This window comes from Bacteroidota bacterium (assembly GCA_034723125.1).
Lineage (GTDB): Bacteria > Bacteroidota > Bacteroidia > CAILMK01 > JAAYUY01 > JAYEOP01.
This window is the reverse complement of record JAYEOP010000515.1, coordinates 1-26196: the sequence shown is the minus strand read 5'-3', so window position 1 is coordinate 26196 and position 26196 is coordinate 1. Positions and strand designations below refer to the sequence as shown.

Below are 26196 nucleotides of genomic sequence, written 5' to 3'. Positions count from 1 at the left end.
TCTGTGGCTTTAATATTCCCCCCCCACTCAAATCAACATAGAACCATAAATAAGAATAGAAAAACGATTATTAAAAAAAAATTAGTTTGTAAAAATGAATTTTCCCAAAGAGATTCTAATCAATATATCCTAAGAGACACTAAGTATTTTAGTTGTATTATTTTGTTTATTAAATAATTTTATAAAAATAAATGAAACAATAAAAGAAAGATTTTTTTCGTTTAAACATTAAAATATTGGTTATGGAAAATTTTTACTCTTCCAAGCTTTTTATTATTTTTATATTGATGGTGTTGCAGATACAATTATCTGCACAGAATTGTAATAACCTTTCTACAAGTTATTCCATATCAATGAGTAATAACGGCTGTGGTTCTCCAAGTAATATCTCAATTACAAATACTTCAACAGGAGTAGCATCAGTTAGTTCCACATATTATTGGATAATCAACAATTCAATATTTGACACAACTTATGCTTTAGCTTCACCTTCAAGTATTTCAAAAACAAGCGGAAATTATGAAATAAAAATGATTGCTGTAACATCATCAAATTGTAAGGATACTGTTACACAAAATATTAGTATATCTCCACAACCTTCTGCAAATTTCACAATGACTTCAGACACTATTTGCGTAGGAAGTAGGGTTTTATTTTCGAGTACTTCAACAAATACTACTTCAAATACTTCTTACAATTGGTCTTTTGGAAATAATAATTCGCTTTCAAATTATGGAGATACAGCTTCCCAGTCTTATAATTCATCAGGTTCCTATAGTGTAAAATTGACGGTAGTCAATCAAGTCGGTTGTGCAGATTCTATTTCAAAAACAATAACAGTTCAAAATGGGGGCAATCCACTAAGATTTTATGATGGTAATGGAACCCCACAGTATTATGTTACTTGGTCGAGATGTATTAATTTAATAACAACTCCTGATTCCTTTTCACAAGTATTTGCTTCACCTGATACAATTTTTAATTATGTAGTGGATTATGGAGATGGAAACACTGAAACGGGAGATACACTTTTACCCTATTCAAATGGTTTTTTACAACATGTTTATTACAGTACAGGTGTTTACGATTTTGTTGTTATCTCCAGAGATGTAAATGGTTGCGATAGGCTTTTTCATGGAAAAGTTATAAACTTAAGAGTGCCTACAGTAGGAATCGGTGGTCCTCATAGTGGAAGTCAGAATGGTTGCGTACCAATGACTACAGGCTTTTATAATTCATCATCAAATGTTTCGGGAAATACAACATTTACATGGGATTATGGGGATGGAACAACAGGTGTTTTTGATACTTCAAATGTTAGTGATAGCGTTTCACATATTTATTATACTTCGGTTTGTAATATTTATATTACACTTACTGCTGAAAATGAATGTGGTAATACTCAATCTACTTGGGGACCTGTAAATGCATTTTCTACTGATGAAGCACATATTGCAGGAACAACGACACTTTGTTATCCCGACACAACAGCAATTTTAAGTATTGCATCACAAATGAATTGTTATTCCGGAGTTCGTCATTACTACTGGGATTTTGGAGATGGTATTAATACAGGCTGGTCAACATTACCTCTTCCTCAATCACATAATTTTCCCGATACAGGAACCTATCAAGTTGTTCTTATTGACAGTAATATTTGTGGTATTGATTCGTCAACTGCTTCAGTTACAATTTATCTTCCTCCTGAGGCTGAATTTACAGCCGACACAGTTTGCTTAGGTGAACAAACTAATTTTATCGATCAATCAACTATTGTTGCCAACAATGGATCTATCTCAAATTATACATGGAATTTTGGGGATGGGAACACATCAAGTCAGCAAAATCCACAACATCAATATTTAGGATATGGTACTTACAATGTTACTTTAACAGTTGAATCGGAACATGGTTGTTTTGACGTTATCCAACATCAGGTAATTGTTAAAGAATCTCCTGCGGTGTCTTACGCTACCTCACCGGGTTTTAATATTTGTGATTCAAACAACATAGCTTTTCAAGGAAATGTAACTTTAAACACAACTACTGTGGATTCTATAAGATGGGATTTTGGCGATGGCTCTGATACAAATATTATGAATCCTACTCATGCATTTTCTCCAAATGGAACTTATTCAGTCAGGTTTTATATAATTGCTGATAATGGATGCTCTGCTTATGATTCAAACGTGGTTAATGTTTATTCCTCGCCAAATGCAAGCTTTTCAGCAGATTCTATTTGCTTTGGTGATCAAACTCATTTTGTAGATCATTCTATAACAAATGACGGTGAAAATATTATCAGTTGGAAATGGGATTTCAATTCTGATGGAATTATTGATAACACAAGTCAAAATCCAGCTTATTATTTCCCCAGTTTTGGAACATATATTATTACACTTATCGTAACAACTGAATATGGTTGCATTGATACTGTTTCGGAAACCAGCATGGTGCATCCTAATCCTGTTGTGAATTTCAGCAATTCCCAACAACAGATTTGTAGTTATGACAGCATACAATTTACTAATCAATCCATTACAGCAGACAGTTTTCTTTGGACTTTCGGAGATGGAGACTCACTTGCTACTTCCGACACTTCATCATTTTGGCATAATTTCAATTCTGCCGGGAATTATTATACAAAACTAACTGCTTTTAATAATCACGGATGTTCAGCTAAAGATTCTACTATCATTAACATAAAATCGTCTCCAACTTCAGCTTTTGTAAGTAATACAACAAGTGGCTGTGAACCTTTAAATGTTTCTTTTTCAAATACAAGTAGTAATGCAAGTAGTTATTATTGGAATTTTGGAAATGGGATAACTTCAAACCAAAGCGACACCTCAATTACATATCAATCAGTAAATTATTTGGATTCCAATTATGTTGTTACTTTAATTTCAGAAAAAAACGGATGCTACGATACTGTTGTACATTACATTAGTATTTATCATCGTGCACTTGCATTATTTACAATTAATCCTGATTCAGGTTGTTCACCGCTTTTTGTTCAGACAAGCAATAATTCACTTGGCTCAGACAGTTTTTATTGGAGCTGTACTTCAGGTGATACATCAACTGCGACAAGCCCTTATTTTAATTTTGGGAATTACCTCTTTCAGGATATAACTTATGATTTAACATTATTTGCCTACACTGAACATAATTGTTATGATACAGCTAAAACTCAAATAAAAGTAAAGCCTTCGCCATTTGCATTATTTACATCAAATATGATTCAAGGTTGCCCGCCACTTGCTATCAATTTTTCAAATCAATCCATAATCGGTAATTTTTACTTTTGGGATTTTGGTGATGGAACAACATCTTCGCTGGAAAATCCTTCACATACTTTTGCCGGAACAAATTCGGATACGAATTATCTTGTAAAACTTTATACTTATTCAAATAACGGTTGTGTTGATTCATTCAGTAAAAATATCAATGTTTTCAGCATTGTAGAAGCTAATTTTTCGAAATCCGATACAGCTTGTGTCCCTGTTGTTATTCAATTTAACGATCAGTCAACAAATGCTTCTTATTGGAATTGGAGCTTTGGCGATGGTGGCAGTTCTACATCTCAAAATCCAACACATACTTATACAAATCCCGGAACTTATTCGATATCACTACATATTACAAACCAAAAAGGATGTTCCGATACATTGACTTTAAGCAATGTTATTAAAGTTAATCCTAATCCTATTGCTGTTTTTACAAATAATGTAAACCAAGGATGTGAACCATTACAAATTCATTTTACAAATTATTCTACAGTTGCTGATTCTTTTTACTGGGAATTTGGTGATGGAGATACTTCAACTCTAACAAATCCATTGCATACTTTTACAACTCCTAATATGGATACAGCCTATACAGTTGTTCTTTATGCTTTTACAAATGAAGGATGTATTGATTCATTTATCAAAACAATAAACGTATATAAATCTGTTCAAGCATACTTTAATCAAAGTGATAGCATCTGCTCTCCATTGAATATTCAATTTATTGATTCTTCATCTTTTGCAAATAGCTGGTTGTGGGATTTTGGAAATGGAAATTCATCAACTTTGCAAAATCCTTCACAAATATACACTCAAGCCGGAACTTATTCAGTACAACTAATTGCTTCTAATTACCGTTGTAAAGATACTTTTGGAATGCTAAACAATATTAAAGTTTGGCAAAATCCTGATGCATCATTTACTGTTAATAAAAATAATGGTTGTGAAGCACTTGCAATAAATTTTACAAATCAATCCTCAAATTTTGATTCTATCTACTGGGACTTTGGAGATTTACAAAATTCAGCAAATTTGCATCCATTGCATTCATTTACCACCGCAGAAAATGATACAAGCTATCAGGTAAAGCTTATAACCTTAACAACTCATGGCTGTATAGATTCCATGACAAAATCAATTGATGTTTACAAGTCTGCAACTGCTTTTTTTAATACTATTGACAGTGGTTGTTCGCCTTTGGCAATTCAGTTTATTGATTCATCTTCTTATGCTACTAATTACTTTTGGGATTTCGGAAACGGTAACACATCTACACAAAAAAGCCCATCACAAATTTATTCTCAAGCAGGCACTTATTCTGTTTCCTTAGTTGCTTCTAATTACCGTTGTAAAGATACTTTTGAAATAATTGATGCCATAAAAGTTTGGCAAAGTCCTGAAGCTCAATTTGCAATAAATAATAGTGCAGGATGTGAACCCTTAAATGTAAGCTTTACAAATCAATCTGCTTATGCAGATTCCTTTTTATGGTATTTTGAATCTGGAAGTTTGTCTGGAGCAAAACATCCAAATTATAGCTTTACTACTCCAATACAAGACACTGTGTTTACTATAAAACTTACTGTTATTACAGATAAAGCTTGTACAGATTCAATAACAAGGTCTGTTGATGTTTATAAGGCGGCAACTGCTTATTTTAATACAACAGACAGTAGCTGTGCACCTTCTGATATTACATTTCAGAATTTATCATCTTTTTCTAATTTTTGGCTTTGGGATTTTGGTAATGGTAAAACTTCAACAGCAGAAAATCCTAATCATTTATATTCTAATCCGGGTACTTATTCTGTTTCCTTAATTGCCTCTAACTACAGATGTTCAGATACTTTTGATCTGAAAAATAATATTACTGTATGGCAAAATCCTGTCTCTCTTTTTTCTACAAATAAAATTCAAGGTTGCGAACCTTTGCTTATTAATTTTAACGATCAATCTGTTTTTGCAGATAATTACGAATGGGATTTTGGTAACAACCAAAATGATACGAATAGAAATACTTCTCATATTTTTCAAGCTGGATTTGCTGATACTACTTATCAGGTAAATTTAAAAGTTATTACAATAAATGGTTGCACAGATTCTTTTGTAAGACCTATTACTGTTTTTAAATCCGTGAATGCTTACTATCAAACCTATGATACAGGTTGTGCTCCATTGAGGGTGTCTTTTACCGATCAATCATCAGATGCTTTGTTTTGGCTTTGGGAATTTGGAGATGGTAATGCTTCAACAGTACAAAATCCTGACTATACTTTTTATAAACATGGTGATTATTCTATACGATTAATAGCTTCCAACAATCATTGTAGCGATACTTTCAAGTTGACAAAAAATATACAGGTTTGGGAAGTTCCTTCTGCAAACTTTATATCCAACAAAGACACTGTTATTTTCCCAAACCGTACTTTTAGTTTTTATACCTTAAGCAAAAAAACACTTTATCACCATTGGGATTTTGATGACGGTTATTCTGATAATTCTTTAGATCCTGTTCATACATTTCCTGATACTGGAAATTATTATGTCAATTTGATTGTCAATGATATCCATTGTTATGATACGGCAACACACAAAGTTAGGGTTGTGCCTCCTGTTCCTATTCCTGATTTTTCATTTCAACCGAACAATGGTTGTATTCCGTTAGAGGTTCATTTTGAAGACCTTTCGCAATACGCTTCAGCATGGATTTGGTCATTTGGAGATGGAAATACTTCAAAATTGAAAAATCCGGTTTATACTTACAAAGTGCCGGGGACTTACAATGTTACACTTATTACTTCAAATAATATTGGAACAACAAATATTACAAAAATGCAAATTATCAATGTATATCCTCAACCTACGGTATTTTTTGATGTAACTCCTGAAATAGCTTATTTGCCAAATCCGCTAATAAATTTGTTGAATAAATCCTTAGGTGCCGAAACTTATGAATGGTATATTGATGGGAATTTTGTGTCAAATAATGAGAATGCTGATGTTACTTATAGCTTCCCCGGATATCATGATGTAACGCTTATTGGAATTAGCGATAAAGGATGCAAAGATACTTTAACAAGAATGAGCATAATTCGTATTGATAGCCAGGGCGAAATATATGTTCCTACTGCTTTTACCCCTTCAAATAATGATGGTTTGAATGATATTTTTATTCCAAAAATGTATGGTTATTCGGCAAAAGAATATCGTTTTGTTGTGTTTGACAGATGGGGTGAAAGAATTTTTGAATCAACAAATCCTGAGGTAGGATGGGATGGAAAATATAAAGGTAGCTTGTGTGAGAATGAATTATATTATTGGATTGTACAAGTAAAACTCTTTTCAGAAGGAGATAAAGTATTTGATGGTAAAGTTCATTTGTTAAGGTAATTTTTTTATTGATGATGTGTTGATTTGTGTATTTGCTTTTTTGAAATTATTTGCAGAATATAAAAGCCACAGACTTTGTCTGTCGAAGACATGCTAAGTGTAATAGAAGTAAGACTACATCTGCCAAAGACAGATTCGCAGTTTTTAATATCTCATAAAATTATCCTAAAAATTTAATTGTGTCGTATTTATTAATAATGAATACTGACCACGTTCGCTGTAGCTTTAGCGGTTGCGAAACAAGGAATAAAGAATTTTGAAGTAAAAAGATGACGCTGAGCAGTTTTTGTAATCAACAAATTTCATTATTCATAATTCCTTGTTCATTATTCGATATTTTCGCTACAATATAACTTAAATTAGGTTTATTAAAAAAGTGAAAATCGGTAATTAACTAACCTCTCACTTCTCATCTCTCACCTCTCACCCCTCACCTCTCACCCCTCACCTCTCATTCCTCATCCTTATTCCAAATTTCCCATGATTTTTCTGCTTGTAGGTAGAGCATTTTTAATCCGTTTTGAACTTTTGCTCCTTTTTCTTTTCCTTTTTTTAAAAAAGTCGTTTCAGATGGATTGTAAATAAAGTCAAATAAAAAATGGCTGTTTGTAAGATACTCGTATGCAATTTTAGGAAATGAAGAAATATTAGGATACATCCCTAAAGGAGTTGTGTTAATTATTAATTTATGAGAATCAATTATTTCTTTGTCAACATCCTCATAGGAAAGTTGGTTGTCGCCCGCCTTGCGTGAAACAATTTGAAACTCAATTTCAAATTTGTTTAAAATAAATTGTGCTGTTTTTGAACTCCCTCCGCTTCCGAATATCAGGGTTTTTTGGGGCTTTTCTTTTTTAATTAATTGTAAAAGGGATTTTTCAAAACCAAAAAAATCCGTATTGTATCCGGTTAGTTGGGGTTTGTTATTTGTTCTGTCAATTTGAATAGTATTTACCGACCCAATTATTTTTGCAACATGGTCAATTTTATCAAGATAGGGGATAACTTTTTCTTTAAAAGGAATTGTAACATTAAGTCCTTGTAGTTCAGGATATTGATTTACTAAAGATCTAAGTTCTCTAATATCTTTGATTGGAAATTCATTGTAAATAACATTGTTTATTTCTTCTTTGGAAAATTTTCGTGTAAAATACTTTTTTGAATATGAATGTTCTAAAGGATAGCCTATTAGTCCAAATATTTTCATTTTAAGTTAATTATTTTGTTTGTTAGTTGTTATTGAAATTATTCATCAATAATTTTTTCAGCAGATTTTTCCATAATCCAAATAACTGCAAATCCAACAATCATTAAAACAATAGCAAAGAAAAGATAAGAACTTTCGCCTGTAATTTCTGCATAAGCATTTGGTAAAATATTCTTTTGAACCAAAGGTTTTATAACTTCGTGTCTGTCGATATAAGTTTCTATAGTTTGTTTCCAAGGCCAAAGAATGCTTAATGATCCAAGTATAAAACCTGTTAAAATAGCAAGGGTTTGGTCTTTGTATTTTTTAAAAATCCATGAAAGAATGTATGAAAATGCGAGAAGTCCAACTCCGGCTCCAACTACTACAGGAATTAATATTTTAAAATCAAGATTATTTATTGAGTCTATCATTACAAGTTGATAATTGCCCATTAGTAAAAGTATAAAAGAGCCTGATAATCCAGGGAGTATCATGCTACAAGCAGCTACTGCACCACTGATTAACAAATAAATTACAGAGTCATTTTCTTTTGATGGTTTTAAAACTGATATTGAAATTGCTAAAGCCACACCTAAAATAAAAATGACTATTACCTGCCACGACCATTTTGAAATTCTTTTACCTATAAAATAAACGGAGGCTAATATTAATCCGAAGAAAAATGCCCAAACAAGAACAGGGTAGTTTTCAAAAAGATATTCCAACAATTTAGCAAGAGTTAATATTGCAATAGCGATACCTACAAAAACTGAAACTAAAAATTTGAAATCAGTATGTTCTGCGAAATCTTTCCATTTTCCTGTAAAAAATAATTTGAAAGCTTTTAGATTAAATGATTTTATTGCATTTATAAGTCTTTCAAAAATCCCTGTAAGTAAGGCTATTGTTCCACCCGAAACACCGGGGATAACATTTGCCGCACCCATTCCAATGCCTTTTAATAAAATATTTAGATATTTCTTTATTACTGTTATCATTTTGATATTAATTTTTTGATACAATTATAGTAATTTTGACCCCGCAAAACAAATTTAATAAATCATTTGTTTGTGTATTTATTTAAAAATTAATTGACAACATTTATTATGAAAGAAAAAATAAACCTTAAAAATTTTGTGCCGCATATTATAGCAATTCTTGCTTTTTTTGTGATAATGGCTTTTTATTTTTCACCGGCAATGGAAGGTAAGGTATTGAAACAACACGATATTGTAATGGCTAAAAGTATGCAAAGTGAAATTACAGATTATGGAAAAAAAACAGATGGACCAATTTTGTGGACAAATTCCATTTTTGGCGGAATGCCTACTTATCAAATTTGGATGAGGTATCCTAATAATATTTCAACTCATTTGATGCGTTTTATAAAGTTGAAGTTTTTACCTGCTCCATTCGGTAGTTTCTTTATCTATTTTATTTGTTTCTACATTTTTATGTTGGTTTTACGAATACGTCCTGAGCTTGCTTTTATTGGGGGGGTAGCATTTGCTTTTTCTTCCTATAATTTAATAAATATTGAAGCAGGACATATTACCAAAGGACTTGCTGTCGGTTTTGCTCCTTTAGTACTTAGTGGAATAATTCTCGCTTTACGCAAAAAATATCTGCTCGGATTAATAATAACGGCTATTGCATTAGCCTTGGAAATTAGAGCTAATCACTTACAGATAACCTACTATCTTTTTATAATGATTATGATTTTATTGATTGTTGATTTTGTAAGAGCATTTAAAGAAAAACAACTTCCGGATTTTTTCAAAGCATCTGTAGCTATGTTGATTGGGTTGATTTTAGCTATTTCTGTAAATATTACTTCTTTGTGGACAACACAGGAATATTCAAAACTTACAATGCGTGGTGGCTCAGACCTGAAAGAAAAACAAAAAGATGGTGAAGGACTTGAAAAAGATTACGCCTTAAGTTGGAGTTACGGTACTTTAGAATCATTTACTTTGTTAGTTCCGGGATTTTCAGGTGGTGCGTCTGCTCAAGCTTTGAGTGAAAGTTCTCATACATTTAAAGAACTTGTAAATAAAGGTGTAAGCCAGCAACAAGCAAGAACTTATATAAAATCAATGCCTACTTATTGGGGAGCTATGCGTTCCACTTCAGGTCCAATTTATATTGGCTCAGTAATTATATTTTTGTTTGTACTTGGAATGTTCATTGTTAAAGACAGAAAAAAATGGTGGCTTTTTGCAACTGCTATTTTGGCTTTGTTTTTAGCGATGGGAGAGAATTTTCCTGTACTCACAGATTTGTTTTTTAAATATTTTCCTTTGTATAATAAATTCAGGGTTCCAATGACATTGCTGTTAATTGTTTCATTATCAGTTCCGATATTATCAATGCTTACCTTAGAAAAGATTGTTAAAAAGGATGTACCTTTAATGGAATTTAAAAAGGCATTAAAATATTCGCTTTATGGTGTAGGAAGCATTTTACTTGTTTTTATTCTTTTTGGCGGTTCATTATTTTCATTTTCAGGAGTTGCCGATCAACAATTAGCACAAGGTGATAATGCTTGGCTTGTAGATGTTTTGAAACAAGATAGAGCAAGAATGTTAAGAATAGATTCTCTTAGGTCGTTAATTTTTATTCTTCTCGTTGCGGGTTCTATTTATTTGTACTACACTGAAAAATTAAAAATTAAATATTTTTATGCAATTGTTGGGTTAGTAATTTTGATAGATCTTGTAGGTGTTGGTAGTAGATATTTTAACAAAGATGATTTTCATAGAAAACAAAGAAGGAATCAGGAAGTGGTTGCTATGCGTGCTTCCGACCAAGCTATTTTGCAAGACCCAGATATTAATTATAGGGTAATGGATTTAACTGTTAATCCATGGAATGATGCTTCACCTGCTTACTATCATAAATTTATCGGTGGATATCACGGAGCAAAATTGGCAAGATATCAGGATATGATTGAACATCACTTAACACCTGAATTACAAGCTCTTATTAGTGATTTGAGAGAAGGAAAACAAATTGACCCTGCAAAAATCCCTGTTTATAATATGCTTAACACAAAATATTTTATTGCTTCAGCCGAGCAAAGAGGAATAATATTTAATAAAAATCACCTTGGAAATGCTTGGTTTATTGAAGAAATAAAACTTGCTAAAAACCCTGACCAAGAAATAAATGCTATGAAGGGATTTGACCCTGATAAAACAGCTATTGTTGATGAGAAATTTGCAAATCAGTTTGAAGGTTTTATTTTCAAAAAGAATGATTTAGCCTCAATTGTTCTTACAGAATATCATCCGAATCATCTAAACTATCAATCAAATTCAAGTACTGACCAAATTGCTGTATTTTCTGAAATATATTATTCTAAAGGTTGGAACGCATATATTGATGGTAAATTAGTTAATCATTTTAGAGCAAATTATATTTTGCGAGCTATGAAAGTTCCAGCAGGAAAACATAATATTGAATTTAAGTTTGAACCGAAATCATATTTTATTGGCAGTAAAATTTCTCTTACAAGTTCAATTATTTTAGTCTTACTTGTGATTGCTTCAATTTTTTATTACCAAAAAGATTATTTTATAAAATCCAAAGTTGAGGAAATTAAAGAGGGAAATAAGTAAAAATACAGATGTCAAAGGTTGATAAAAACAGATTTAAAGAAGGTCATTACATCGGTTTACCTGCTGATTTTAATGACCTATTTGTCAAAACGAGAGTTGATTTGCTTAAGCAAATTCCGGGATTTTTTGATAAAGAAAAAACTCTTGTTGACGTAGGTTGCGGAAATGGAAATACTGTTTTTCTTCTTTCCGAGTATTTTAATAAATGCTATGGCATTGACATCTTTGAGGAAAACAAAAAGCTTTTTGAAGAAATAAAGAAAGAAAGAAATTGCGATAATTGTGAAATAATTTTAATGAATGTTGAAGATGAAAAAACTAATCTCAAATTTGACAGATTAGTTTGCTTTGAAGTTATAGAGCATTTAAAAAAAGAAGAAAGCGTAAAAAAACTATTTGACATGCTAAAGCCCGGTGGTAAAATTGCAATTACAGTTCCTCATAAATGGTGGATATTTGAAACTCACGGAGCGAAGCTCCCGCTTTTATCGTGGAACAGAGTTCCATTTTTTTCATGGTTGCCAAAGCCTTTGCATGAACGTTGGTCAAATGCAAGAATTTATACAAAAAAAAGAATAGTTAATCTTTTAAAAGATTCAGGTTTTGAAGTGAAAGAGGCTAAACTAATGACTGCACCATTGGATGTTTTAAAAGAAAGTAAATTCAAGAATTTTATGCTAAAAACAGTATTTAAAGGACAGTTAACAAAAAATCCTTTTCTCGCTACAAACGTTTTTGTTTATGCTGAAAAATCTGATTAACGAATCAAAGTTACAGTTCCACTTCTTTTAAAATTATTTCCAATTAAAATATAGTAATAAACACCTTCCGAAATAAGTTTGCCTTTGTATGTTCCATCCCAAATAGGTATTCCAATACTATCTTTTGAATCATAAATTTTTTGTCCCCAACGATTAAATATCATCAAGGTGTATGGGAAGCATTCGTATTCAATACTTGACATTTTGAATTTATCATTCAAACCATCATTGTTTGGCGTAAACACATTTGGAATAAAAATATTGTTGTTGATATTTTTTACTTTTATTAATACTGAAGTAGTATCCGAACACCTTATATTTTTATCCGTAAATAAGAATATTTCATATTCACCACCTTCCGAATATTGATGCAGAGGATTTTCTTCCTCGCTGGAATTCCCATCTCCAAAAGACCAATAGTACGTACTTGCATCAATTGATTTATTTACAAGTTGAACAGACATTGAGCACTTATCAATTATTGTATCAAAATCAGCAATTGATCCTTGATGAACTTTAATTGCTTTTGTAATAGAATCTCTGCATCCGTTTTTATCAATAACAACCAATTCAACAAAATATCCTCCTATGCTCCCGTATGAATGTTTCCCATCTTTTGAATAAGCATTTGTTCCATCGTCATATCGCCAGATAAAAGATAAATTTCCTGATGATGTATCTGTATTATTTGCAAAAATAAAATCATTGCCATAAAGGCATTGAGAAGTATCATTAATTGAAAAATCTGGCGGTGGTGCATCCGAAATTATAAATGTTTTTGTTAAAGAATCTTTGCAAGCAAAATTTGACGTAGCAATAAGTTTTGCCTGATATGTTCCTGTTTTAGAAAATTTGCGTGTTAAATTTAATGTGTTACTTGTAATACCATCGCTAAAAAACCATTTAAAAGATATTCCGCTTGTGTCTGATGTTGTTGTAAAAATAAAGTTGTTGTTATCTAAGCATTGAGAACTGTCATTGATGTTAAAGCTAACATCAGGGTCGGGGTATATAGAAATTACTTTTGTAATTGTATCGCTACAGTTATGGTCTGAAACACAAATTAGTTTAACAATATATTTACCTGTATCCTGATAGCTATAATTTGTATCTTTTGAATACGCATTTGTACCATTTCCTAAATCCCAGAAGTATGATAAATTTCCGGAGGAAATACTTGAGTTATTTGTAAAGTAAAAGTAATTATTATTAAAACATTGAGATGAATCGTTTACAGAAAAATCACCAATAGGTGAGGGTGAAAAATGATTGATTATTGTTGTATCAAGTATTTTAGTACATCCGGAAATTACGTGAGTAGCAATAATTTTTATATCCAATGTATCGAACTGAGCACCTGTAAAAAGCAAGAGACTGTCAAGGCATAATCCTCTTTTAGAAGTAGAAACTTGAGAAGAATCTGTTTCATAAACTAATTGGTAGCTAACGTTGTATTCAGGATTAAATAAAGTAATTTTTGAAGAATCAACAGAACATCCTAATGCATGAATAACATCAATTCCAAGAGGTTTACATTTGTGATACAAGGAGCGTACTTCATAAGGCTTTAAAGCTTTGTTATAGATTCTTGCCTCATCAATAAGTCCCTCAAAATATGATTTAGAATTGGTTGTGCTATATTGCCTTCCTATTTCAAGAGGGATTTGATTTCCGCCATCTGAAATTGTTAGGTCTGCTATTTTTTTTGAACCAACAAGGCATTTGTCAACATACAGCCAGATACTATCGGCTTCTTGATCGTAAATTCCTGTAACCAAGTGCCATTTGTTATCTGCATAAGAAATAGATGAAGTAATTTTTTCTACTGTAGTTGTTGTATTATTTCTTAATCTAAAATCTATTTTATTTGATGGATCAAATCGTATTTGATAGCCTGCGTAATCTTGATTTGTACAGTTTGTAACTCCACAACGATACCACTCAATAATTTTTTTAGAACCTACACTTGAGGAAGGTACTTTTACCCAAGCGGATAATGTCCAGCTTTGTTTTTCCGGTGTAAAATCCGGATGATAGGATGTCTCAATGTAATCATTGTTGCCATCAAAACTATATGCTTGCCCACAAATTCCGTTTGTTAAAGTAGCACCATGATTTGTTGCATTATGATTATTTCCACTTTGGTCATTTGTATTTCCATCAAAAGGATAATATGCTATTAAATCATCGTTAAGTGAAAAAAGTAGTTTTGACTCTCCGATATCAAGTGGCTTTTCAATGTAATTAATTGTAATTTGTTCATATCCTTTAAGCCCCATTGAATCTGTAACTGTTACAGAATATTTTCCTGCAGGTAAATTAGAAAGGTCTTCTGTGGTATCTCCTGTTGACCAATGATAAGAAAATGGAGGAACCCCGCAATCTATTGTAAGGTCAATGCTTGCAGAACTATCACTTTCACAATCCAGATTTGTTTGTGTAAAAGATGTAATAACAACAGGCTCTATTCTGGCAATAAAAACATCATTATTTATATAATTATTTAAACTAATACTGTCATTAAATTCAAGTAGCTGACTGGAATACCAGCCTGTTAATGTTAAGTTTCCCTTATTGTCTGATTTAATGCTTCGACCTTCTTCATCTCCTGTTCCTGCAATATTTTTTGCCCAAATAACATTTCCGCTATAATCGTACTTAGTTATAAAAGCATCCGAACCACCTTTGTTTGTTAGAGTTTCCGAATCAAAAGAAACAGAGTTGCTTTTAAAATAACCTGTTAAATATAAACTGCCAATATCATTAACACTAATTGAAGTTCCTCTTTCATCTAAACTGCCACCAATACTTTTTGCCCAGCTAATTTTACCTGTAGAATCATATTTCGCCATAAAAACATCTCTTCCTCCATTGTTTGAAATAGATGCAGTTGCTGAATTAGTTGATTTAAATGTCATAGTAGAACTTGAATATTGTCCTGTAACATAAATATTTCCATACTGGTCAATATCAGCTCCAAATAATCCGTCATTATCATTACCTCCTGCTTGAACAACCCATGCAAATTGTCCTGAATTGTTGTATTTAGCAAGATAAAAATCTGTAGTTCCCTGAGGTCCGTAATTTGTTAATGTAGTACTACCAAATGTTAATGAAGTACTTTCAAAACGTCCTGAAATATAAATATCACCATTATTATCGTGAAGAACATAGATTGCTCTGTCATCATCATTAGTACCAATATGATTAACCCAAATTGTATTACCCGAGGAATTTAGCTTTACAAAAAACAAATCACCAAGCCCTGATTTCGTAACTGTTTGTGTTCCGAATGTAATAGTTGAACTGATAAAACGCCCTGCGATATAAACGTTATTGAATTGGTCAACTGATACACCATAAGCATCTTCTTCTAAAGAACCACCAAAGCTTTTAGCCCAGATAATGCTTCCGTGTGTGTCTAATTTTACCAGAAATAAATCTTCGGATCCATTGTTTGATAAAGTTGTTGAACCAAAGGATATTGAGTTACTGTAAAAAGAACCAAAGAAATAAATATTTCCTAAAGTATCAAAAGCTAATGCTTTTCCTAGGTCATTAGTTGACCCACCAAATCTTTTAGCCCAAATTACAATTCCTTTTTTGTTAATTTTAGCAATAAAAGCATCGTCTTGTCCTTTGGAAGTCAAACTGTATTTCCCTAATTTCAATGTACTCCCATCGCAATAACCTGTAATATAGCTATTTCCCAATGTGTCCATTATTAATCTTCTTGCTATTTCGTCACCATTGCTAAAAGCAGGAATTGCCCATACATAGTCTTGGCAAGGGTAGGGTGTAAATTGTGGAATAAGCATAGAGATATTAATTGTATCAAAAGTATGGCAGTTTTGTATTGAAGCTTTAACCCAATATGTTCCGCTTTGTGTTACAAGAAAAGTTGAATCGGTAGAATTGTCTTGCCATAAATATGAAGCACCGGAATAAGAAGCGTTTAATAAGTATTGAGAACTGTAAATAGTTGTATCATTTCCAAGGTTAATATTTGGAGTGGGATAAACAGATAAATGAGCTATGAAAGAGGTATCACTTCCATTTAAGCATTGACTTCTAATAATACAAAAATAATTTCCCGAATCAGAAATTTGAAGATTCATTATAGATAAGACACTGTCATTTTCACCTGATATTAAATTTCCATTTTTATACCAATAATATTTTGCACCTGATCCATCAAGTGTAACATGAAATTCAACAGAATCATTTTCGCATTTTGAACGATCTCCTGGATTTCTGATGATTATTGGCTGGTCACAAAATCTAATAACCATAGCATCTGTACCTCCTCCATAAGTTGTTTGATGAGTACCTGATGTGGCGATGTTTGAGGTGCTTTCAGTAACTCCTGTAGTATAGATATAGAACTCTGGATCCAATGCCATTTTTCGTGCAAAGTAATCATCTCCATTTCCACCATAATATGTCCCCCAAATTTGAGTGCCATTATTATTGAATTTTGCTAAAAACCCATCGTAATAACTTCCTATTGTAGTTTGATGACTTCCGTTTGTAGCAATATTTGAAGTGCTTTTTGTTTGACCACTTATTATTATGCTAGCATTTTGATTGATAATAATTGCTCTTGCTAAATCATCATTAGTGCCACCGTAATATGTTCCCCAGCTACGATTTCCCAGAAGGTCAAATTTTGCAATAAAGCCATCAAAACCTCCTGAAAGGGATGGCTGATGAGTTCCTGAGGTTGCAATATTGTTTGAACTTGATGTAAAACCTACAATATAAAAATAATTTCCTAATAAAGTGATTTGATATCCTTTATCATCACTAATTCCTCCATAGTAAGTGCCCCAAAGTCTGTTACCGTTAGTGGAAAACTTTAGAATAAAAGCATCATTTGATCCTCCACCATAAATAGGCTGGTGAGAACCTGAAGTGGTAATGCTTGAAGAACTGCCTGTTTGTCCGACAATAAAAAGATTATTACTATCATCAATACAAGTTTTTCTGGCACGCTCATAATCATTTCCTCCATAATATGTACACCATATTAAATTTCCCGATGAATCGGATTTGGATATAAAAGCATCCTTAGAACCTCCACCATAAGTTGTTTGATATGCTCCGGAAGTAGCAAGATTTGAAGTGCTTTCTGTCCAACCTACTACGAAAATATTTTTGGATAAGTCAGACATTATTCCTGCACCTTCATCAAAACTATTACCTCCTAAGTATGTTCCCCAAGCTCTTGTTCCGTTGGAGTATAATTTTATAATAAAAGCATCTCTTCCTCCTGCTAAACTTGATTGATAAGCCCCATTACTTGCAATATTGGTTGAACTTAAGCTCCATCCTGTCATGTAAATGTCATCATCATAATCTGTTGTGATATCATAAGCTCTGTCTTCATAAATTCCTCCAATATATGTTGCCCATAATAGTGTACCTGTTGAGTCAAATTTTGCTACAAAAGCATCTCTAAATCCTCCAAAGGTATCTTGATGACTGCCTGATGTTGCTATATTACTTGATGATATTGTTGTTCCGCAAATTATTGCATTTGAATTACTATCTACTGCAAGACCCGAGGTTACATCATTTCTACTTCCACCGAAATAAGTTCCCCAAACTCTTTTTACAATTGGGTCAATGTATAAGGTTTGTAAATAAATGTTTTTTTTACTTTTATATGAAACAATATTTTTGCTAAGGCTGAATTTTATATTAATGGTTTCATTACTTTCAGTATAGCATATTGGAATTTGTTCTTGAATAATTCCAAAACGAGTTTTTATTTCTAAGTTGGATGAGTCATCTAAAGAAATATTATCCATTCCATTGTATTTGACTTTTATCAAATTAATATCTCCTCCATGATGAATTATGAAATCATATTTGAAAATATAATTGTCATTTTCATGTTTTGAATAAAACATCAAATCAATATTTGGATAGATGTTTTTATAAATTATTTTTTTATAAGTATTTACATGTGTAATACCATTTGGCTTTGATTCAACATTATAATAATTAAAATATTCTTTATTTTTTCCAACAGGAATAATCTCAGGTTGAACATTGCAGTTTAACAATTCTATGTCTATCCTATGATATTCATAAGAAGTCTTTTTTATATCATTTGAACTTCCATTATTTATTTTTTTTTGAAATTCATAACTAAAACTATTTGTTTTTAAATGAACTGAGAAACTATTACTTGAAAGTAGATATTTAATATCATTTCTGTTTTTACCAAATTGATCAATAATTTGTCCTTTATTTTCAATAAATGTGGAGTTCTGTATTGGTCTTTTTATTGCAAATGCAGAATTGAAATACATAAAAAAAAAGACTAAAAAAAAGAGAGGTAATTTATTTTTTAACATCACATTATTTTTTTATATAAGTAATAATAATCAAAATATTCATCACATAAATATAAACAACAAATATACAAATAAAATGGAGCTTAAAAAAATTTTACCAAATTGTTTTCAATAATTGAGTTATCATTATGTCAAATGTAATCGGTATATAAATTATTTTGTTGTAAAAAATATTCTTAGGAATAAAATTTATTGATAGTTTTAACAATATATTCAATCATTTCATTTGTCATTTCAGGATAAACAGGCAAGCTCAATATTTCATTCTGATATTTTGTGGCAATAGGGAAATCGTTTTGAGAATAATTTAGATATTTATATGCAGTTAAATTGGGTAAAGCTATAGGGTAATGAATACCTGAGGCAATATCATTTTCCTTTAAAAACGATTGTAATTCATCACGTTTTGTTGTTCTAATCACGTAAAGATGATAAACGGCTTTTTTGTATTCAGCTTCAAAAGGTGTAATTATGTTTTTGTTTTCTTTTAATAATTCATTGTATTGACTAACTACTTTTCTTCTTGCATTAGTCCATTGCTCCAAATATTTTAGTTTCACATTTAGAACTGCTCCTTGAATTCCATCCATGCGGCTATTGTATCCTTCAAACTCATGATCATATTTTGCAATACGTCCATGATTTGCAAACATTCTTGCTTTTTCTTCCAATTTATCATTATTAGTTACAATTGCTCCTGCATCTCCGTAGGCTCCAAGATTTTTTCCGGGATAGAAACTAAATGTTGAAATATTGCCAAAAGAGCCAACTCTTTTGCCTTTATATTCAGCAAGATGTGCTTGTGCACAATCCTCAATAACAAATAAATTATGTTTTTTTGCTATTGTTAATATTTCATCCATTTCGGCAGGTTGACCATATAAATGAACAGGAATAATTGCTTTTGTATCAGTTGTTATTTTTTCTTCAATTTTTGATGTGTCAATTGTGTAAGTATCAGGTTGGCAATCAACAAAACTTACTTTTGCTCCGGCATTTGTTATAGCTTCCGATGTTGCAACAAAGGAATTTGCAGCAGTTATTACTTCGTCATTTTTTTCAATTCCCAATGATTTTAATGCTATTGTAATTGCATCTGTTCCGTTGCCAACACCAACACAGTGTTTTATGCCAATTGCTTTAGCAAAGTTTGTTTCAAATTCTTCAACATATTTGCCTTTTACAAATGCTGTATCTTCAATTACATTTTGAATTGCTTTATCAATTTCACGTTTTATTGATTGATATTGTGCTTTTAAATCTAAAAATTTTATTTTCATTTATTTGTTAGTTTTCTTGCAGGATTGCCAATGTAAATACCTGGCTCAAGAATATTTTTTGTTACAACACTTCCTGCACCTATTACCACATCGTTGCAAATATTAACAGGTAAAATTGTTGCATTTGTACCAATTGAAACATTATTTCCAATTTTTGTGTGCTTCCAAAGTTTTTTATTTCCTCCTGCAGGCTTGCCTGTTGTGAAAGTATCATTTATAAACATTGCTCCATGAGAAATAAAACAATTATTACCAATGGAAACCAATTCGCAAATAAAACTATGTGATTGAATTTTACAATTATTACCTATTTCAACATCTTTTTGTATTTCAACAAAAGGACCAATAAAGGTATTATCACCTATTTTGCAGCCATATAAATTACTTGGTTCAACAACTTTTACATTTTTTCCAAACTCAACATTTCTTATTCCAATTTGTACTTTCTCTGGTTCCATTAGCTGTTTTTTCTTGCACTTGAATAAATCTTATCAATTATTTCCACAGTTTTTAATCCCTCAAAACCATTTGTTGAAATAACTCCACCATTTTTTAATACATCATTAATGTTTTTATAAACCATATCATGATTTGACATTGAGCCAACGTATTTTCCATAATTATTTGGCGGATTTCCTTGCGGTAGGTCTTTAATTTCTTGCCCATTAATGTCCTGATATTCTAATTCGTTAAGATACTGCCCTCCAATTTTGATTGTTCCATTTTCTGCAAATATTGTTATAGAACCTTCCATGTTTTTTGTACAGCTATTTATAGTATAATTCACTGTTCCTAAAACACCATTAAAAAATTTTAAGATTACAACTCCAGTATCTTCAAATTCAATAGTTTCTTTGTGTTTAAAATTATCCGAATATGAAATAGCTTCTTTAATATCACCTATCATCCAATATAAAAGATCAATAAAATGGCTGAATTGTGTGAATAAAATACCACCATCAAGTTCTTTTGAACCTTTCCAATCAGAATCTGAATAATATTCAGAATTTCTATTCCAAAAACAATTTAGTTGAACATTGAAGATTTTGCCTAACTTTTTTTGATCAATAAGTTCTTTTAACGCTTTTATTGGTGGGTTAAAACGATTTTGTTTAACGATAAACAATCTTTTGTTAGCTTTTTCGGCTTCCTGAATCATGCAACCACAATCATGAACATTTATAGCCATTGGTTTTTCACATAAAACATGATTTCCTGCCTTTAGTGATTTTATTGTATGTTCTGCATGTAAGCCATTTGGTGTGCATACAGCTACGACATCAATATCGTTTTCTTTTTCAAAAAGTTCATCAATGTCATAATAAATATTTGAAGAATATTTTTTACCCAGCTCATTTGCTCTATTTTTTTTTATGTCACAAACTGCCTTGATATTACCATATTTTTGAGCATGTTCTGCATGTCGATGGCTGATTCTTCCACAGCCAACTATTGCAAAATTTATTTTTTTCATTGTTAAAAAACTTTTTATTGTTATTACAAATGAACAATTATTAATTGGTCAAAATTAGTTGTTTTTCTGATATTACCAAATAGTTCATTTTAAAATGAAAAGTTAAATGTTAAGTTTGCTTTTTCTTCCTTTAATTAGATACCTCAATGCCATAAAAAAATGGTTTGTTAAATTGGGGATAAAACCGAAATGTTTTTTTAAAATAGAATAGCGTTCTTTCATTGATTCTTTTAAATTAGCTTTTGAAACTCCTCCTTTAAGAAAATTTGCAAAAGGCTGATTTGAATAAATTACTTTCTCGGCATTTTTCAAACATTTAATAACCCAATCGATATCAGAACTAAATTTATAATTAATATCAAAAAACGTAGCTATATTTTTTTTAACAATAAATGATTGGTGGCAAACAACCATACCTCTTTTCATGCTTTGCCATTTTAAGTCTTTTGGTGCATCATTATGAGTAAGTTCACTTAACATTCCTATCTCATCCCCTTTTATATCAACTACTTTTGTATCACTATAATAAATATCTGCATCAACTTTAGTTTTTAAAATATCAATTGAATTTTTGCTGTTCACAGTATCTCCTGCATTTAAAAACCAAATATATTTTCCGGAAGCAATTTTTAACCCTTTGTTCATTGCATCGTAAAGTCCCTTATCAGTTTCGCTTATCCATTGAGATATTTTATTGTCATATTTTTTAATTAAATCAATAGTTCCATCTGTTGATTTTCCATCAATTATTATGTATTCAATATTGGGATAATCTAAATTAGAGACACTACTAATCGTTTTTTCAAGAACGGTTGCACCATTGTAAACAACTGTAATTATTGATATTAGTGGAGTAGTCAATTCTTGAGTTTCCATTTTTAATTATAAATATTTTGATATTTTTTCTTCAAATATTTTCATTCGATTTTCAAAACTATATTTTTCAAGGGTTTTCTTTTGTCCTGCTTTTGCAATTTTTATTCTTTCATCTTCATTCTTAAGTAACCATTTTATTTTTTCAGCACAATCTTCAGGTGATTTGTATGCAACAACTTCCTTATCTATTTCAAAATAATCCGATAGATTTTCTTTCCAGTCTGTTAAAAGACAAGTTCCTGTTCCTGTTGCTTCAAAAAGACGAATATTTGCAGCGTGTTTTCCTGCACGGTCAATATGCGAATTAATAGTAATTTTTGAATCTGCTAATGCTTGGTACATATCAATCCCAAATAATGATCCTTTGTTATTTTTTTGCAAGTTCATAGCTGTAATAAATTCCTTAATTTTCCCTTGCTTGAATGTTTGAAAAGCTGAAACAAGAAACATTTTCCAGCCTGAAAGTCCTGATAGGAAAAGCTCAATATCTGTATTTCTTGACAAATGATTAAGCAGTTTTAATCTTGAATAATGTGCGTTTTTAAATAAACTAACTCCTCCAACAAATGAAGTATCATATTTATTTCTGTTTAGTTTAATTTTGTCCAGAATTGATTTTTCAAAACCAAATGGTAGTGTAAAGGCATTAATGTTTCTTTTAGTGTAATAATCTGTAATAAAAGTTGCCGGTGTCATAATCACATCACTTTCAGCAAATTTTGATAAACTTTTATGCACGATACCATCCCATGCAAGTATCAACTTTACAAATGGATATTTCTTTTTAATTCTTTTTTTAAATTCAGCTTCAATTAGAGGAAAATCTTGTGCAAAAAAAATATCAGGTTTAAATTCGGTAATTTGAGCTTCAAGGATATCCTGAATCCAAGTGCTTTGAGAATATTTGACATTGTGTTCTTTAGCCCATTGTTTTTGTAAATGACTTGCATTCATCACAACATCCATTACTTCAAATCTTCCTGTTCTTTCAAGGTTTTTTTTATAAAAATCAGCTTCCCAAAATGCGGAATCCATGATAATTTTATACTGGGTTTGGAAGTCTTTTTCTGATAATCCTGGATTTTTTAGATACAAGTCATCCATGAAAACATTGTAAAATGGACTAGCTTTTAAAAGTTTAATTTTTGTCATGATCGGAATATTTAAAACAACCCTATTTCAACTCCTACTGAAAATTCAGGTAATTCGGGGTAATTGCTGTTTGGCTTGAACAAATTTGAAAGTCTGTAGGTGCCTGTTACTACGTATCTGTTAAATCCGATTCTTGCAAAAACATAATTGTTAAATGCTTCATAATATTCAAAGCCATTTACTTCAATCTTTGTTTTTAAATTGTTGGTTTTATCAATTGTTTTATGGCTTAATTTCATTGTCCAACTTTCGCCAGCACCTATGTCAAGATAATTGCCTATAAAATTTCCTCGTCTTTTGCTAAAGTTAAATCTTAGGAATCCACTTAGTTCAATTTGTTTAAAGATTAATTTTTCCTTTTTGTGTAAAACAGTATCAACTAATGTTTTAGTATTATTTTGTTTTAATGAAAAATAATTTGTTCTGTATTGAATATCAGTTCCAAGAGATAAGTATTGGAACAGCTTTTTTTTATATCTATAACCTATTTGAAAGTATTGTGAATGGGGGATTCTTATGTCTGCCCCTTCTTGTATTGTCCCGAGCAAAATTCCATAACCCATATATGCATGTGAAAAATTACTAAGATTAGGACCATTTTTACCATCATCGCTAAAATCATCAGTTTCTCTTTCAAAGAGTACAATTTGAGCTTGTGTGCTTAGTGTAAAAAAGGCAATTATTATTAAAATTATAATGTTTTTCATTTTTTTTATTTTATTGAATTTAAAAGGTAATTGATTTTGTGTAACCTCTGAAATGAACTTTTATTTTTTCGTTTGGAGAGAAATCTTTTAGTTTTAATTCCAATGCTTCATTTTGTTCAACTTTTACTACAAAATATTTTTTTATCATTCCTTCTGTATCAATAATTTGATAAAACAATAGTGTGTTTGCAACTAACCATTCAGTTTGATTAACAACATTTGGTAAAACAATAACCTTTAATGATTCTTCATCTTTTTTGAATTCAAAAGTTTGCTTTGGTGGATTATCTATTTTGCTAACAAAATGCTTCGCTTGTGGAATTCCATAGCCGTGAGCATAATCGAAATAAGGGAACAAGTGTCCTGATTTTTCAATTTCTTTAAAAAGTTCCATGTTGGAAAAATCTTTTTTTGTTTGCCATGCACAAGCTGCAAAACCGGCAGTAAGAGGACAAGAAAAAGATGTTCCGTCAACAGTTGTTAACTCTTCTTTTCCTGCTGTAACAACATGTCCGTAAGCAGAAACGTTTGGTTTTAATCTCTTGTCGGCTGTTGGTCCATAGGAACTAAAACTAATATGATAATCCGTTTTAGGGTCTATTCCTCCAACTGTCAAAACACTATCTCCATCAGCGGGAGTGATGATAGCTTTCCAACTTTTAGTAGCTTCATTTCCTGCGGAATTAACAACAAGAATTCCTTTTCTTGCAGCCATATTTGCTGCTTTTACAACGAGGCTGTTTTTACCGTTCATGTTGCTTGTGAAATACCTATTTTTCCCATAACCAAGGGAGCTACTAATAATATTTGCTCCGTTTTTATCTGCCCATTCTGCTGCTGCAAGCCAGTTTTCTTCTTCTGAAAATGGTTCTGTATTAATTTCTGTCCTGGCAAGTAAATATTCCGCTTCAGTAGCAAGTCCTATTTTCACACCTTTGTAAATACCTCCAATGCAAGCAAGTGTCATTCTTCCATGCTTATGTCCATGATAAACATTTTCTTCCTTTTTGGTAAAATCATAAGTTTTTATGATTTGTTTATTTTCTCTTAAATGTTCAAATGCAGGATGTTCGTCAACCTGAGGAAAACCACCGTCAAATACTGCTATTCGAATTCCTTTTCCTCTGATATTATTCTTCTCAAATAATTTCCCTCCCATTCTTTCGGTTTGTTTCATATGCATCATTTCCTTATCTTTATCAACCTCATCATCTATTTCGTTTGAATAAGTGGCAAAAATCAAAGAATAAGTTTCTGATTTTGTGATTTTTTTGACAAAAGGTAGTTTGAGAATTTCATTTTTCTGCTCTTCTGTTGAAATAACAATAGAGAGTGCATTAAACCATCTACTTTGAAAATTAACATCATTTGCAATCTCTTCAATTTGTGTTACGTAGCCTTTGTTTAAAGGCATATCTGTAATATCATAAATTGGTAATCCTTGGTCAATTCTTCGCTCTATTGCTTTTTGGTCAAAGTATTCGTAAGGATTAAATTCCACATTGTTTTTATCGGAAAGAAAAACCCAATATTTATTTTGAGCTGAAACATTAAGAGTTATAAGAAGAATAAGACCTAAGACTATTGATCTTAATAGGATATTTCTAGTCATAATTAAAAATTTTAATAAATATATTTATTGCAAAAATAACGGAATAATTGTAAACAGTGAAGTATCTTTTTCTTGTTCTTTTTTCTTGACAAAAAAAAGAACCAAAAACTCAAGTCTTCGAATAAATTCAGACAGTTTTATTTTTGTTAATTCAGCTTTTCAAAAAAAACATTAATATAATTGTGTTTTTTAATTAAAATTGTTACTTTCGCTACCCGTATTCATGCAAATACGGACACCGCAGTGCCCGTATTTACAGAAAATTGGTTACCATGATAAATCGAATCGTTGAAAAACAAATATTCAGATTTCCTGACTTGTAAAATACAATAAATTAATAATCAACATTGTAGTAATTAACAATGAGAAAAAAGAAATGACACCAAAATCTTTGTGTAACTTTGTGCCTTGGTGTCTTTGTGGCAAGATATTGATAATTAGCCACGAAGGCTCTAAGACAGTAAGAATCACAAAGCATGA

General features: G+C 31.1%; 13 protein-coding genes. 3 read left to right on the top strand and 10 right to left on the bottom strand.

The window, feature by feature from the left end; genetic code table 11:
• Positions 1 to 242: 242 nt before the first annotated feature.
• Positions 243 to 6680 (top strand): PKD domain-containing protein, encoded by a 6438-nt coding sequence (locus U9R42_13375; protein ID MEA3497011.1) that lies wholly within the window; start codon positions 243 to 245, stop codon positions 6678 to 6680.
• Between the two features lie 451 nt (positions 6681 to 7131).
• Here U9R42_13375 and aroE read toward each other — a convergent pair whose 3' ends face one another.
• Positions 7132 to 7887, bottom strand: coding sequence for a shikimate dehydrogenase (aroE, locus tag U9R42_13370; GenBank protein ID MEA3497010.1), 756 nt, complete (start codon positions 7885 to 7887; stop codon positions 7132 to 7134).
• Between the two features lie 38 nt (positions 7888 to 7925).
• On the bottom strand, positions 7926 to 8867 hold the full coding sequence (locus U9R42_13365; protein MEA3497009.1) for a DUF368 domain-containing protein: 942 nt from the start codon (positions 8865 to 8867) through the stop codon (positions 7926 to 7928).
• Between the two features lie 108 nt (positions 8868 to 8975).
• Here U9R42_13365 and U9R42_13360 point away from each other — a divergent pair, with 108 nt between their 5' ends.
• Together U9R42_13360 and U9R42_13355 are read left to right on the top strand one after the other, a co-directional pair.
• Entirely contained in the window at positions 8976 to 11489 is a 2514-nt protein-coding gene (locus tag U9R42_13360; GenBank protein ID MEA3497008.1) for a YfhO family protein, read from the top strand.
• 8 nt (positions 11490 to 11497) lie between these two features.
• The gene (locus U9R42_13355) at positions 11498 to 12250 is read left to right on the top strand and encodes a methyltransferase domain-containing protein (protein ID MEA3497007.1); all 753 of its coding nucleotides are present in this window, start codon (positions 11498 to 11500) and stop codon (positions 12248 to 12250) included.
• On the opposite strand, the gene U9R42_13350 is transcribed toward U9R42_13355, so the two are convergent.
• The 8 genes from U9R42_13350 to U9R42_13315 form a co-directional block, all read right to left on the bottom strand.
• A complete protein-coding gene (locus tag U9R42_13350; protein MEA3497006.1) occupies positions 12247 to 18615 on the bottom strand; it encodes a PKD domain-containing protein in 6369 nt (2122 codons plus the stop codon). The genes U9R42_13355 and U9R42_13350 overlap by 4 nt on opposite strands.
• A 176-nt stretch (positions 18616 to 18791) precedes the next feature.
• Positions 18792 to 19895, bottom strand: a complete 1104-nt coding sequence (locus U9R42_13345) for a DegT/DnrJ/EryC1/StrS family aminotransferase (protein MEA3497005.1) — start codon at positions 19893 to 19895, stop codon at positions 18792 to 18794.
• Complete coding sequence (locus tag U9R42_13340; GenBank protein ID MEA3497004.1) at positions 19892 to 20353, bottom strand: acyltransferase; 462 nt, start codon at positions 20351 to 20353, stop codon at positions 19892 to 19894. Before U9R42_13340 ends, U9R42_13345 begins: the two co-directional genes overlap by 4 nt.
• Positions 20353 to 21369, bottom strand: coding sequence for a Gfo/Idh/MocA family oxidoreductase (locus U9R42_13335; protein MEA3497003.1), 1017 nt, complete (start codon positions 21367 to 21369; stop codon positions 20353 to 20355). The genes U9R42_13340 and U9R42_13335 overlap by 1 nt, the downstream gene beginning before the upstream one ends.
• A gap of 102 nt (positions 21370 to 21471) precedes the next feature.
• Positions 21472 to 22245 (bottom strand): glycosyltransferase family 2 protein, encoded by a 774-nt coding sequence (locus U9R42_13330; GenBank protein MEA3497002.1) that lies wholly within the window; start codon positions 22243 to 22245, stop codon positions 21472 to 21474.
• Between the two features lie 6 nt (positions 22246 to 22251).
• The gene (locus U9R42_13325; protein MEA3497001.1) at positions 22252 to 23397 is read right to left on the bottom strand and encodes a glycosyltransferase; all 1146 of its coding nucleotides are present in this window, start codon (positions 23395 to 23397) and stop codon (positions 22252 to 22254) included.
• Positions 23398 to 23408: 11 nt separating this feature from the next.
• Positions 23409 to 24104 (bottom strand): hypothetical protein, encoded by a 696-nt coding sequence (locus U9R42_13320; protein MEA3497000.1) that lies wholly within the window; start codon positions 24102 to 24104, stop codon positions 23409 to 23411.
• A gap of 19 nt (positions 24105 to 24123) precedes the next feature.
• Positions 24124 to 25716, bottom strand: a complete 1593-nt coding sequence (locus U9R42_13315; GenBank protein ID MEA3496999.1) for a S8 family serine peptidase — start codon at positions 25714 to 25716, stop codon at positions 24124 to 24126.
• Positions 25717 to 26196: the final 480 nt, after the last annotated feature.

Excerpts from the sequence above, each read along its gene's own strand:
- U9R42_13355 (MEA3497007.1), top strand. The coding sequence starts at position 11,498 with ATGTCAAAGGTTGATAAAAACAGATTTAAAGAAGGTCATTACATCGGT.
- aroE (MEA3497010.1), bottom strand. The coding sequence starts at position 7,887 with ATGAAAATATTTGGACTAATAGGCTATCCTTTAGAACATTCATATTCA.
- U9R42_13345 (MEA3497005.1), bottom strand. The coding sequence starts at position 19,895 with ATGAAAATAAAATTTTTAGATTTAAAAGCACAATATCAATCAATAAAA.
- U9R42_13375 (MEA3497011.1), top strand. The coding sequence starts at position 243 with ATGGAAAATTTTTACTCTTCCAAGCTTTTTATTATTTTTATATTGATG.
- U9R42_13315 (MEA3496999.1), bottom strand. The coding sequence starts at position 25,716 with ATGACTAGAAATATCCTATTAAGATCAATAGTCTTAGGTCTTATTCTT.
- U9R42_13340 (MEA3497004.1), bottom strand. The coding sequence starts at position 20,353 with ATGGAACCAGAGAAAGTACAAATTGGAATAAGAAATGTTGAGTTTGGA.
- U9R42_13350 (MEA3497006.1), bottom strand. The coding sequence starts at position 18,615 with ATGTTAAAAAATAAATTACCTCTCTTTTTTTTAGTCTTTTTTTTTATG.
- U9R42_13335 (MEA3497003.1), bottom strand. The coding sequence starts at position 21,369 with ATGAAAAAAATAAATTTTGCAATAGTTGGCTGTGGAAGAATCAGCCAT.
- U9R42_13320 (MEA3497000.1), bottom strand. The coding sequence starts at position 24,104 with ATGAAAAACATTATAATTTTAATAATAATTGCCTTTTTTACACTAAGC.
- U9R42_13365 (MEA3497009.1), bottom strand. The coding sequence starts at position 8,867 with ATGATAACAGTAATAAAGAAATATCTAAATATTTTATTAAAAGGCATT.
- U9R42_13360 (MEA3497008.1), top strand. The coding sequence starts at position 8,976 with ATGAAAGAAAAAATAAACCTTAAAAATTTTGTGCCGCATATTATAGCA.
- U9R42_13325 (MEA3497001.1), bottom strand. The coding sequence starts at position 23,397 with ATGACAAAAATTAAACTTTTAAAAGCTAGTCCATTTTACAATGTTTTC.
- U9R42_13330 (MEA3497002.1), bottom strand. The coding sequence starts at position 22,245 with ATGGAAACTCAAGAATTGACTACTCCACTAATATCAATAATTACAGTT.